This window comes from Rhodococcus sp. P4_E4 (assembly GCF_056401575.1).
In genome coordinates this window covers 1-12136 of record NZ_JBFUJB010000030.1, presented here as the reverse complement: position 1 = coordinate 12136, position 12136 = coordinate 1, and the positions used below count along the sequence as shown (strand labels likewise).

Here is a 12136-nt window from a genome sequence, read left to right as displayed (position 1 = left end):
GAAGATGGTCGGAGCGCTTCAATCGGGGGGCAAGAGTGGGGGAGTCGGTCAGTCGTGCGCGGGAGGCGCAGACGGCCATGGTTTCGGCGTTCCTCGACATGGACAAGCGGCAGACCATCGCGTCGGCAGCAGTCGACGCTTCCGCCGAGCTGTATCCCGAGCGAGGGTTGCGCGCTGCGTGGGAACCCGTTCGGGATCGGTGCTTCCAGGCTGCGTCGGACTACCTCGACACCTCCGAGCGCTATGGCAACGATCAGGTACTCCACCAGAACCCGAACGGTGCTCGGGCGGCGTTCGAAAAGTCGGTAGCCGAACTCGTCGAGGCGGCGAAGGGCGTCGACGCCTTCTACAACGGGCATCGTGCGCACCTCGAGCAGGCGACGGTCACGATGTCCGCCATTCCCGTCCTCGGCCAACAGGCCCGAACCCTGGCAAACGCCGCCCGGGAAAAACTTGCTGCCACCGATCAGCGCTATCGCGAGTACCCGTCGGTGGTGACGGCCTCCGAACACCTCGACGACGCGGTTGCAGCGCTCGACAACGCGCGCTCATCCGGTCGCGCCGACGCAGTCCGCACGCGCGCCGAGAGTGTCCGCGTAGCGGTATCGGCGCTCGAGGAAGCATTGGCAGAAGCCCCGTCGACCCAGCACCGTGCCGAGATGACGATCTCCTCGGTCTCGACCAGGTTGTCGGCAGTGCGCACACGAGTGGACCGCCTCGACCCGGCGTATTCCGCACTGCTGCGCGAGTTCAACGCCGCGAGTTCCGCTGACCTCGTCGACAACAGCAGTCGCAGTCGAGCGCATATCGATCAGGCCGACATCGATCTCAAGGAAGCGAAGCAGTCGCTGGCTGCGGGAAACCCCGAACATGCACTCGCTTTGATGGCCGAAGCCCGCGTGCACCTCGCCGACGCCGAAGCGTGTGCCGACGCCGTGACGGACCGTCTCGCTACTCTGCGTGCAGTTCGGGCAGATCCGAGCCAAAAGGAACGTGAGGTTCGTTTCCGGCTGAAAGACGCCCAGATGTTCGCTGTTAACCAAGGGTTGGTGGCGGAGTGGGGCTCCGTACTCGATGCTCAACTAGCAAGGATCGAGCGAGCGAGTGCGTCACTGTCGGGAACTCATCCGGACTACTGGTCGTATGTATTACAGCTGGACTCGGTATCGACGTTCATCACCGAAGTTGTCGAGAAGATGCGGGCGCGAGCCGGCAAAAACTGAATGGTCGGGCCGATCGGGGGATCGGAGTTGCTCGACGCGTTGTCACAGGGGGTCGTTTCATGGACTTGATTGCGGTTACAGAGAGAAGAGAAATGCAGCACTTTCAACATCTCGAGGACGAGGTGCGGGAGCAACTGTTCCTGCATGCGCCTCGATCGTTCGCGGATTCCGACGAGAGGGATCTGCTCGCGATTGCTCTGGGTGCAACTCTCTACGTTCCTGCCACCCGAGCCGGGTTGGCCGACATCGTGGTCAAGCGTGCGTCCGAGGGCGTCAGCTCGATGGTGCTCGATCTCGAGGACGCCGTCGCGGATCACGAGGTGGAGTCAGCGCGAGCGAACGCGGTTGACGCTCTCGACAAGATCGCGTCCACCGACGCCGTCGGCATGCTGCTGTTCGTGCGGGTTCGTGAAGTCGCGGACATCCACAAGGTCGCCGCGTCGTTGACCGAGGGGCGCGCCGCGCTCACCGGGTTCGTCATCCCGAAGTTCGGCAGCGAGTCTGGCCCCGTGTTTCTCGACGCCGTCGCGGACGCATCCGAGCTGCTGGGTAAGCATCTCTACGCGATGCCGGTACTCGAATCACCCGCGCTGGTTCACCGCGATACACGTGATCTCGAATTGCGCACCATCAGTGGGATTCTCGCGCAACACCGCGAGCGCATCCTTGCCGTCCGCATCGGCGCCACCGACATGTGCAGCACCTTCGGTATCCGCCGCGACCGCGATCTGACCATCTACGACGTGCGCGTGGTTGTCGACGTCATCGCCGACATCGTCAACTACCTCGGCCGCGCCGACGGTTCGGGTTTTGTCATCACCGGGCCGGTGTGGGAGTACTTCGCCGATCACGAACGCATGTTCCGGCCGATGCTGCGCGCCACCCCGTTCGAGGAACACGACGCCGTCCGGTTCCGTCAGCATCTCGTCAGCCGCGACCTCGACGGTCTGCTCCGTGAGATCGCGCTGGACCGCGCCAACGGAATCCAGGGCAAGACGGTCATCCACCCGTCGCACGTCGCGGCGGTCAATGCACTGTCCGCGGTCACGCACGAGGAATATCACGATGCCCTCGACATTCTCGGTGCCGACGCCGGGGGAGTGCAGGCCTCCGGCTACCGGAACAAGATGAACGAGATGAAGCCGCATCGCAATTGGGCCCATCAGACTGCGCTCCGCGCTCACGTGTTCGGTGTGACCAACAAGGGCATCACGTTCGTCGAGTTGCTGACGGCGTTGGTCGATCGATGACAGAGGTTGTCCAGTCCCGGGACGTTCCCTGGGCTACAGCAGAATTCGGCTTGGACCTCGTTCACGGTGATTCGTCGCTCGGGCATTCGGTGCCCGATCTGGTGATCCCGGGTCTTCGGCGGAATCCGCGTCGCGCTCACCTGCTGGTGTCCACTGTGCTGGGAAAGCACGTGCCCACCGAGCCGTCCGTGGTCATCGGTGCTGCCGACGACCTCGGCGATCTGGTGCGGACAACCCTCGGTGAGGGTGTCGACGTCGTCGTGCTCGGGTTTGCCGAAACCGCAACAGGTTTGGGTCATTGCGTTGCGGCCCGTCTGCGCGCTCACTGCTACCTGCACTCGACTCGTCGCGACGTGCCAGGTGCTACGACGCTCGCCGGGTTCGAGGAGGGGCACTCGCACGCCACGAGCCATCTGATGCAGCCGACGTCCGCCGAGCTGTTCGAGAACGACCTGCCACTGGTCCTCGTCGACGACGAGATCTCCACCGGTGCCACCGCGATCGATGCCATCCGGGCACTGCACGGGCAATGCCCGCGCAGCCGCTATGTCGTGGCCTCGCTGGTGGACATGAGAACCGAGGAACACCGAGCCGCCAGCGAAGCCGCGGCCACGGAACTGGGTGTACGAATCGACTACGTCTCTCTCGCTTCGGGTTCGACGGTCCTGCCCGACGGCCTGACCGAGCGCGTCACGGCGCTGGATGCTCCAGACCTCAACCCGATCGGTGATCGCCGCGGCACGCTGTCTCGGATGGATCTGCCGTGGCCCGCGCAAGTCCCCGACGGTGGCCGGCACGGTTTTCTCGATGGCGACACCGCGGCATTCGAGTCAGCCGTCGCGGCAGCGGTGTCCATTCTCGGATCGTCGATCGACGCGTCGCGTGCTGTGATCGTGATCGGTCACGAGGAGTTGATGTACCTGCCACTGCGCATCGCCGCGGGCTTGGAAAGCTCTGGGCGAGCGGTTCGTTACCAGACCACGACGCGTTCACCCGCCTACGTCGTCGACGTGCCGGGATACCCGCTGCGTCGCGGGTTCACCTTTCCGGCACCGGAACTGGGCGAGAACGAACCTCGATACGTTTACAACGCGCAGTGGCCTGACGCGGCGGTCGACGCCCTTGCCTTGCTCGTCGTGGACGAGCCCGCCGATACCGATCGGTTGACGGCGATGGACGGGGTGATCGAGGTGCTGCGGAACTCCGGCACCGACGTCCTGGTCGCCACCGTTCGCGGGGCCGATCCGTCGGCGCTGCGAGAATCCAGAGCAGGAGGCTCGTCATGAACGAACCATTGGTCGGGCCCGAATTCGGTTCGTACGCGCCGGGCGAAGTGAAGTGGCTGCTCAAAGATCTTTCGCACGTGGATCTCGAAGCGGATGTATCCGTGCGCGAGAAGCGTATTCAGTCGGGTGAGGCGCACTATGCCGAGTCGCTTCCCATCGAGTACCAACCCGATCAGACATACCGGGATCTGTTCGAGACGGTGCTCGCCGAGAGCGCTCCACGGTTGGCGCGCGCTGTCGGGACCGTGATGGACTTGGTCTTGGCCGAGCGGGGGAGTGACATCACGCTGGTCTCACTCGCCCGGGCCGGAACACCGATCGGGATTCTGATGCGGCGCTGGGCCCAGCAGACCCGCGGGCTCACGTTGCCGCACTATGCAGTGTCTATCGTCCGCGGCAAGGGTATCGATTCCGTCGCACTCGATTATCTTGCGCACCATCACGACTCGGAGAACGTCGTCTTCGTCGACGGCTGGACAGGTAAGGGCGCCATCGCCCGCGAACTCGACGCAGCGTTGACGGAGTACCACGAGGCGGGTGGAGCCAAGTTCGACTCCGATCTGGCTGTTCTCGCCGACCCCGGCCACTGCGTGCGAACGTACGGAACCCGCGACGACTTCCTGATCGCGTCGGCGTGCCTCAATTCGACGGTGTCCGGCTTGGTCTCACGAACAGTCCTCAACGACACCCTTATCGGGCCCGGCGATTTCCACGGCGCCAAGTTCTACGCCGACCTCGCCGACGTCGACGTCTCCAATCGGTTGCTCGACGTGGTCTCGGTCGAGTTCGACTCCGTTCGCGGCGACGCAGCGGATTCTCTTGCTGCAGTGCTCGATTCCGATCGGACGCCGACCTGGGCCGGCTGGGAGTCGGTGGAGAAGGTGCAGGCCGAGTACGGGATCTCGACGGTCAACTTCGTCAAACCCGGTGTCGGAGAAACAACCAGGGTGTTGCTGCGCCGGCTCCCCTGGAAGGTTCTGGTGCGTGAACTCGACGCCCCGGAGCATGCACACATTCGGTTGTTGGCGCAGGCCCGCGGGGTTCCGGTCGAGGTGGTGCCCGACCTCGCCTACTCGTGTGTCGGGCTGATCAAGGACATCACGTGAGCCGTGCGGACACCGCTGCGTCCCAGGTCCTGATCGCTACGGATCTGGACCGCACGATGATCTATTCGCAGGCCGCGATCGGCGGCGATCCCAGTGGCTCCGACCTGGATTCGGCGCCGAGCCCGTTGTGCGTCGAGTACTACAACGGCGGTCCGCTCTCACACATGAGCGTCGAATCGATCGAACTGCTGACCGCACTGAGCTCGCGGGTTCCGGTGATTCCGACAACCACCAGGACCATCGCACAGTTCCAGCGGATCGATCTTCCCGGCGGACCGTGGAAGTACGCCATTACGAGCAACGGCGGAAACATCCTGGTGGACGGCGAAGCCGATCGCGAGTGGCGAAACGAGATCGACCGTTCGACCAGCAAGTCCGGCGCCGAGTTGCCGCAGGTTCAGGCGGAACTGGAATCGCGGATCGACTCGAGCTGGGTCAGCTCCATTCGTGTTGCCGACGACCTGTTTCCGTACCTGGTCGTCGATCTGGCTGTGATGCCGAGTGAATTCGAAACCGAATGGAATCACTGGTGCGTGACGCGGGGCTGGAACGTTTCGCGTCAAGGCCGGAAGATCTACACGATGCCCGACGCCGTGTCGAAGTCACGCGCACTGGCAGAGGTGCGCCGCAGACTGGTCGAGTCGGGTGATCTGGATCAATCCGCAGTCGTGATCTCGGCAGGTGACGGCGCATTGGATGCGGACATGCTCGAATACTCCGATTTCGCGATCCGGCCGAGGCACGGTGAGCTGGAAGAACTGAATTGGCAACGGCCGACCGTTACTGTGACAGAAAGGTCCGGTATCGCAGCGAGCGCGGAGATATTGCGGTGGTTCTCTTCCGCGCTCGGGTAATACACGCTCTCTATGAAGGGGATTTAGTTGTCTGTATCGCTTGCCAAAGGGCAGAACGGCCCGCTGGACGTCTCGGATGTAGTTGTGTCGGTTCAGCTGGCTGCAGCCGCTGACCTGTCTGCGCTCCTCGTGACGAGCAACGGAAAAGTTCGTTCCGACGCCGACTTCGTCTTCTTCAACCAGCCGACCGGACCCGGCGTGCAATTGGTGCCCAACCCGGGTGGCATTGCCTCACTCCGAGTCTCGCTCGCCGGCGTCCCTGCCGATATCGAGCAGGTTCGCGCCGTGATCACGCTCGACGACGCTTCGTCGAACTTCGGGCGCAGCGCTGCTCCCACCGCTCGGGTCTCCGACGCGGCCGGGAACGTGTTGTACGAGTACGTGATCGACGGTCTCACCACCGAGTCCATCGTCATCGCGCTCGAGGTGTACCGACGCCAGGGTGCGTGGAAGGTGCGCGCCGTCGGCCAGGGGTACGCGGGTGGATTTGCCGCGCTGGTCACCGATCACGGTGTGTCCGTCGACGATGCACCCGCGCCGCCGCCGCCCACTCCGGTCGCGGCTCCGGCTCCGATCACGCCGCCCTCGTCCGTCGCTCCTACTCCGCCGGCGTACAACCAGCCGCCGCAGCAGCAGCCTTCGTACAACGCGCCGCCGGTTCCGCCGGCCCCGCCCGCATACAACCAGCCGCCCGCCTACAACCAGGGACCGACGCCGCCGGCCTACCCGCCGGCGCAGCAGCCTGCGTACAACCAGCAGCCGACGTACAACCAGGCACCCCCGGCGCCTCCCGTGCAGAACCAGCCGCCGGCGCAGCAGCCCGAGGTGAGCCTGGTCAAGGGACGCCCCGTCAGCCTGACCAAGGGCCAGAAGGTCACGCTCCGCAAGGAGGGCGGCGTCGCGCTCACCATGATCCAGATGGGTCTGGGTTGGGATCCGATCAAGAAGAGCGGTCTGTTCGGAAGCCGTACCGCCGACGTCGACCTCGACGCTTCGGCACTCCTGTACGCCGACGGCAACCTCGTCGACGTCTGCTACTACGGTCAGCTGACGTCCAAGGACGGCTCGGTCCGTCACATGGGTGACAACCTCACCGGCGACGGAGACGGCGACGACGAGGTCATGCTCGTCGATCTGCAGCGGGTCCCGGCTCACGTGACCACCGTGATCTTCACCGTGACCTCGTACCGCGGACACACGTTCGAGCAGGTCTCCAACGCTTTCTGCCGTCTCGTGGACAGCACCACCAACTCCGAGCTCGCTCGATACACGCTCCAGGGCGGCATGGCTTTCACCGGAATGGTGATGGCAAAGGTGTACCGCGCGAACGGCGAATGGAAGCTGCAGGCCATCGGTGAAGGTATCCAGGCCAAGCACGCAGGAGAAGCTGCGCCGCAGCTGGGACGTTTCCTCACTGCTTGAGTCGAGACTGCATAGTCGAGATGAATCCGGTTCGGCGGTAGGTGGTTTCGATCGCCGTCCGCCGAACCGGACATCGTTGTCCCCTCCGTGCGTTAACCTCATGCGGCATGTCGAGCCGTCAGTCGAGCGGCCGTGCGCGAGAGGACTTGGCACAGTAGATGATCACTCGAGGGAAACTTCTCGGTCGGGCGGCGGCCGTCGCAGGCGTTGTGCTGGCGCTCGTGAGCACCGGAATCGCGCAGGCTTCGGTACCCCAGTCGGCACCGCCGGCAGGTTTTTCCGAGACCGGGATCAAGTACGTCGCCCTCGGTGACTCCCGCGCCTCCGGTCCAAGGCTGGAACCGATGTACCCCGACGCCTGCTCGCGTTCGTACGAGAACTTCGCGGGCAAAATCTCGCGGGCGCTCGACGTGGCCGAGTTCGCTGATGTCTCTTGCAGCGCGGCACGCGCCGAGAACATCATCGACACCCCACAGCTGATTCCGAACTACTGGCCCGTCCAGCTCGATGCCGTTCACCCGGACACCGACCTGATTACCATCTCGATCGGCGGCAACGACTCCAACAGCATCTTCCTCGGCCCCCTGTGCGTCGCTCCGGGACCAGGAACCGATCGTGGATGCCGGTACGACCCGCTCGCGAATTCCGTCGCCCAGTCCGGAATCGACCGGGCTGCCGGAGAATTGGATCGCATCCTGACCGCGGTCACGCAGCGCGCGCCTAACGCTCGCATCTACCTGATCGGAGAGGGCGGCATGATCTCCACTCGCGGATGCTGGCCGAACATCCCGTTCTCAGACGCCGACGCATCCTGGTTCATGGACTACTTCGCTCGCTACAACACGAAGTTCGACGAGGTCGCCCACGCCCACGGTGTCCGTACCGTCGACATTGCGGCGGCGAGCATCGCCGGCGGGCACGATGCGTGCGCGAGTGCAGATCAGCGTTGGTTCGAAGGCCTGTTCTCGGAGTCGACGGCGCAGCGCTTGCACTTCACGGACGCCGGGATGACCGCGGTGGCCGATCTAGTGGTGGCGGACCTGCAAGGCTGACCGAGAGAGCCCGGTCATGGCATAGTTCGCTGCTGTGGGTATGACTTTTGTTCCCGGACAGAACGCGCCGCTGCAGGCGCCCGTGGTGACGTTTCGAGCCGAGAGCCAGACGCCGTTCGACGTGTCGGCGCTGGTAGCGGACGCGAACCTGCGGGCATTGACGTCCGAGGACTTCGTGTTCTACAACCAACCATCCACCGCTGGAGTGCAACTCGACCAGAGCGGCATCCGGGTGGAACTCGATCGACTTCACCCCGATGCCGCAGCAGTGTTGTGCATCGTCAGCGTGGATCCGGCAGCGACGGCCGCGGGAGCCTTTCGCACGGCCGGGCTCTCCGCCACCCTGAGCGATCAATCCGGTTCGGTCCTGGCCGAATTCGCGATCCCCACCGCAGGCACCGAGACAGCGGTCATCTGCTGGGAGCTGTACCGAAAGTCCGGTGCCTGGAAGATTCGGGCCGTAGGGCAGGGCTATGCGGGTGGTCTGGCGGAACTGATCTCGGTGCACGGCGTCGAGGTCGACGACGAGCCGGCACAACCAGCCCCGACAGCCGCGCCCGCGTGGGACTCCGCGGTGGAGCCGTTGGAGGTGGGCCGCGGCCTCGAGCGTGCGTGGATGATCTTCGAGGACGCCTCCCGATCTGCCGCTTCCTTCGTCTCCAGCAGTGAGTACGCGCTTGCCCGTTTGGACGAGGATCTGACCGCAGCCGTCGCAGATCCGTCGTTGCGGAACTCGGCAGCGGGAGTGGCGGCGCGCGATGCCGCACAGAAGCGTCACGACGACCTCGTCTCACTCGCGCGGGACAATCACGCCCGCGACAGCGCTCAGCTTGCGCACGAACTCGGTGTGATCGACGGCGTGCTCCCACGGTCGATGGCGTCGTGGAAGTCGGTGTCGTGGGCGGGAACAACTGATCCGGCCCAGATCACGGCCGTCAGCGACGGTATGCGTCTTGGCGAGCTGTCGGCTCCGGACCGCGGCACGCTCACCGTTCCCTACTGCGTCCCGCTCCCACTGCGTCGGCCCATCTGGGTGGACAGCACGTCGAGCAAAGCAGCGCTCGGACTGATCAGCGCCGTCACCGTGCGCGTCATGGCCGCCGGCCCGATGCCGCTACTCGACGTCGTCGACCTGACCGGCTCGCTGACGCCACTGACCGACAGACTGGCACCGATGCTCGCGGGCCCGGTCATCACCGCTCACACCGAGATCTCGGCGCGCTTGCGGGCACTGGCCGAGGCCGTCGACATGGGCGAGCTCGCGCGAATGAGCGGTGTCGCAGATGGCCCGAGTTCCCTGCGCCTGTTGATCCTCAGCGATTTCCCGCACGGATACTCCGCCGAAGACGCACAGACCATCATGTTCCTCGCCGAACGCGGGCCGGCAATCGGTTTGTCCATACTGATTGTCGGAGAGGACGAGTCGAACTTCGCGGAAGAATCCGTCGCCGCACTGTCCGAGGGGTGCCAACATCTTTCGGCAGCAGGGCAGACGGAGGTTCACGATCCGTGGACCCGCACGCAATGGCACTTCACCCCGGACGTGCTCGACCCGATCTCCGAGTCGCGAATTCTGGCAGTGTTCGACTGCACCTAGTGGCCGATGGCGGATTGCCGAGCGCACAGGCAGAGTGGTGGTACGACCACGCGCGGTGTGTGGCGGCAATACTCGAGGAGACTCATGGCATTCTGGGATCAGTTGAAGGCTAAGGCTCAGGAGATGAACGGCCAGCTCAAGACAAAGACCAGCCAGTTCCAGAACAAGGAATTCAAGAACGCGAGCATGGCAATGTGCGCGTTGATCGCCGCCGCAGACGGTTCGATCGATCCGTCGGAGCGTCAGAAGACCGCCGCGCTGATCATGAGCAACGAGTCGCTCGCGGTCTTCCCGCCGGACGAGCTTCGTGAGCAGTTCGACTGGTACTGCAGCAAGCTGTCCTCGGACTACGAGTTCGGCAAGGTCGAGGCAACCGCAACCATTGCCAAGCTCAAGTCGAAGCAGGATCAGGCCCGCGCGGTCATCCAGATCGGCATCATCATCGGCGGCGCGGACGGCAACTTCGACGAGCACGAGCGCGGCGTCGTACGCGACATGTGTTTTGCAGTCGGAATCTCTCCGGCCGAGTTCGATCTCTGATCGATTCAGAGCATGAAAGCGGGTGCGGCGCGAAAGCGCTGCACCCGCTTTTCTTTTCAGTACTCGGGATAACCGTCCTCGGGTCCCAGCATCCGCTCGATCCTCGTCCGCGTGATCTTGGCGAGCTCGTCGACGCAGACCTTGCGCTCGACGGACCGTTCGTTGGACATGCGCTGGCCGATGTTCTCGAGCAGGTCGTCGGCGTCGTGGCCGTGCGAACACCACAGATACCGGAAGCCGAAGTTCCGCTCGTACTCCTCGCCGGCGCGATAGATGGTTGCCATGACGGCGTCGTCCGGAACCCAGATCGAGCATTGCTCGAGGTGGGACGGCACGCTGTTCTTGCGCACGCCTACGGGTGGATGGCATTGCAGGGCGCGTTCGACGTCCTCGTCCGAGAGGTTGAGAATCGCGTCCTCGGCTCGCGAGAGGATCTCCGCGTGATCGGCGAACGGACGTCCGTCGCTGACCCACCCGGCCCACGTCAGCGAGCAGCAGCACTCGAACAATGCGTGAACCGCCTTCTGTCGCGGTAGTTCGTTGAAGCGCTCCAACCCGATCGATTGATGTAGCAGCATGTGACCTCCCGGCCCGTTGTGCCTTCAGGCGCGCTCGACATGCCGCGCGGTAACCAGATGCGCGGCCAATTCGATAATCCGCTGCTTTACCTGGGAAAGGAAGGTTTGCTCACCGAGTTTTCAGGTTCTTAACGCGGCGTAACGAGCTGACCCACACAACACAGGAGCCCCACCGGCGAGGCTCCAGACCGGGACCCCTTGGAGGGAAAAGACCCGATCGTGACTGACTTTCTTCTCTGGCCGGCCCGTATCCAGCTAGGCGCTTTGCTCGCTCGGGCTCGCGATCGCCACCGGCGCCTTCGCACCTTCTTTCGCCGTGCAACGAGACCTCACACTGCAAGCACGGATCATCGAAAACCTCGTCGGGATCTTCCCTGCGAACGTCGACAGCGCAACCATCGCCATCACCAGCAAGCTCAAAACGAACACCAAGGTCGTTAATAGGGCGCTCGCTGCGAAAAGTGCGAAGAGACCAGTTCCGCGGTCGACGTTGAGTAGTTGTACGGATTCGCGGGTGTCGCTGCGCGTGCAGGCTCAGGATGTGACCATCTGGCGGAAGATCGGCGTGTTGTTCCTTGCATTGGTCTGGACGCTCGTGGCGGCGGCCTTGGTGTTGTTCGGTCTGTGGGATTCAATCGACACGAGCTGTGACGGACCTGCGGAACGCGACATGGCCGGTGGCGGATGGCTGGTGATCGCGACGTTGTCCGTATGGTCTGGGGCATTCGTCGTGTGCGCGCTTCGTCTCCGCACCGTGACTGCGGCCGTGCTCGCGACACTGTCGGTCGTATCGTCGACACTGGTCGTGGTCAACATGCTCGCCACTGCCTCGGGCCTTTGTTGGTGAATGTCTATTCGCCTTCCTGGTCGTTCACGCGTTCGGAATTTTCGATGATCGCGTGCATCGAAAAAATGCTTATACCCAACGTGATCACCCCCTCGAACTTCCCGAAAAGAACCGCGTTAAGAAGTTCAGAAGTGTTGCAGGAAAACAATTTTGGGCCCGGGTTGCATGGGTGATCAAGTGCCCCACAGATTCGTTACCCCAGTTCCGCCCGTTCTGACAGGCTTTCGGGTTCCGCTCATTAGCCACCGTGGTCTTGGACATACTGAGGTCATGACGAGCCGAGGAGTGGTACGTAGTTGGGACGTGGGGGTATGCAGGGCGTGATCGACTCCGCAGACACTCCGGGCGGTAGCTGGACCTCATGGACATCTGTAGTGGGTC

Annotated in this window: 11 protein-coding genes; 10 read left to right on the top strand and 1 reads right to left on the bottom strand. The window is 63.7% G+C overall.

The features are described 5' to 3' along the window. The first annotated feature begins 77 nt into the window (after nucleotides 1-77). From AC1DVN_RS27990 to AC1DVN_RS27950, 9 genes are all read left to right on the top strand, one after another. Nucleotides 78-1223 (top strand): hypothetical protein, encoded by a 1146-nt coding sequence (locus tag AC1DVN_RS27990; protein WP_477994523.1) that lies wholly within the window; start codon nucleotides 78-80, stop codon nucleotides 1221-1223. Nucleotides 1224-1315: 92 nt separating this feature from the next. Then, the gene (locus AC1DVN_RS27985) at nucleotides 1316-2473 is read left to right on the top strand and encodes an HpcH/HpaI aldolase/citrate lyase family protein (protein WP_259349264.1); all 1158 of its coding nucleotides are present in this window, start codon (nucleotides 1316-1318) and stop codon (nucleotides 2471-2473) included. Then, nucleotides 2470-3759, top strand: a complete 1290-nt coding sequence (locus AC1DVN_RS27980; protein WP_069147297.1) for a phosphoribosyltransferase family protein — start codon at nucleotides 2470-2472, stop codon at nucleotides 3757-3759. Before AC1DVN_RS27985 ends, AC1DVN_RS27980 begins: the two co-directional genes overlap by 4 nt. Beyond that, nucleotides 3756-4865, top strand: a complete 1110-nt coding sequence (locus AC1DVN_RS27975; protein ID WP_477994520.1) for a cysteine protease StiP family protein — start codon at nucleotides 3756-3758, stop codon at nucleotides 4863-4865. The genes AC1DVN_RS27980 and AC1DVN_RS27975 overlap by 4 nt, the downstream gene beginning before the upstream one ends. Continuing rightward, nucleotides 4862-5719, top strand: a complete 858-nt coding sequence (locus AC1DVN_RS27970; protein WP_019746738.1) for a hypothetical protein — start codon at nucleotides 4862-4864, stop codon at nucleotides 5717-5719. Before AC1DVN_RS27975 ends, AC1DVN_RS27970 begins: the two co-directional genes overlap by 4 nt. Nucleotides 5720-5746: 27 nt before the next feature. Continuing rightward, the gene (locus tag AC1DVN_RS27965; RefSeq protein ID WP_019746739.1) at nucleotides 5747-7141 is read left to right on the top strand and encodes a TerD family protein; all 1395 of its coding nucleotides are present in this window, start codon (nucleotides 5747-5749) and stop codon (nucleotides 7139-7141) included. 158 nt (nucleotides 7142-7299) lie between these two features. Continuing rightward, nucleotides 7300-8193, top strand: coding sequence for an SGNH/GDSL hydrolase family protein (locus AC1DVN_RS27960; protein WP_019746740.1), 894 nt, complete (start codon nucleotides 7300-7302; stop codon nucleotides 8191-8193). Nucleotides 8194-8233: 40 nt separating this feature from the next. Next, nucleotides 8234-9790 carry a TerD family protein gene (locus AC1DVN_RS27955; protein ID WP_477994518.1) on the top strand — a complete coding sequence of 519 codons (1557 nt, stop codon included), beginning with the start codon at nucleotides 8234-8236 and terminating at the stop codon, nucleotides 9788-9790. An 84-nt stretch (nucleotides 9791-9874) separates the two neighbouring features. Further along, nucleotides 9875-10330 carry a tellurite resistance TerB family protein gene (locus tag AC1DVN_RS27950; protein ID WP_003941110.1) on the top strand — a complete coding sequence of 152 codons (456 nt, stop codon included), beginning with the start codon at nucleotides 9875-9877 and terminating at the stop codon, nucleotides 10328-10330. Between the two features lie 56 nt (nucleotides 10331-10386). On the opposite strand, the gene AC1DVN_RS27945 is transcribed toward AC1DVN_RS27950, so the two are convergent. Then, on the bottom strand, nucleotides 10387-10908 hold the full coding sequence (locus AC1DVN_RS27945; RefSeq protein WP_007727034.1) for a 2-oxo-4-hydroxy-4-carboxy-5-ureidoimidazoline decarboxylase: 522 nt from the start codon (nucleotides 10906-10908) through the stop codon (nucleotides 10387-10389). 316 nt (nucleotides 10909-11224) lie between these two features. Between AC1DVN_RS27945 and AC1DVN_RS27940 the strand changes: the two genes are divergently transcribed. Continuing rightward, a complete protein-coding gene (locus AC1DVN_RS27940; RefSeq protein ID WP_477994515.1) occupies nucleotides 11225-11755 on the top strand; it encodes a hypothetical protein in 531 nt (176 codons plus the stop codon). Nucleotides 11756-12136 lie beyond the last annotated feature (381 nt).

Coding starts and splice junctions, on each gene's coding strand:
- AC1DVN_RS27990 (WP_477994523.1), top strand. CDS start 78: ATGGTTTCGGCGTTCCTCGACATGGACAAGCGGCAGACCATCGCGTCG.
- AC1DVN_RS27985 (WP_259349264.1), top strand. CDS start 1,316: ATGCAGCACTTTCAACATCTCGAGGACGAGGTGCGGGAGCAACTGTTC.
- AC1DVN_RS27980 (WP_069147297.1), top strand. CDS start 2,470: ATGACAGAGGTTGTCCAGTCCCGGGACGTTCCCTGGGCTACAGCAGAA.
- AC1DVN_RS27975 (WP_477994520.1), top strand. CDS start 3,756: ATGAACGAACCATTGGTCGGGCCCGAATTCGGTTCGTACGCGCCGGGC.
- AC1DVN_RS27960 (WP_019746740.1), top strand. CDS start 7,300: ATGATCACTCGAGGGAAACTTCTCGGTCGGGCGGCGGCCGTCGCAGGC.
- AC1DVN_RS27955 (WP_477994518.1), top strand. CDS start 8,234: ATGACTTTTGTTCCCGGACAGAACGCGCCGCTGCAGGCGCCCGTGGTG.
- AC1DVN_RS27950 (WP_003941110.1), top strand. CDS start 9,875: ATGGCATTCTGGGATCAGTTGAAGGCTAAGGCTCAGGAGATGAACGGC.
- AC1DVN_RS27945 (WP_007727034.1), bottom strand. CDS start 10,908: ATGCTGCTACATCAATCGATCGGGTTGGAGCGCTTCAACGAACTACCG.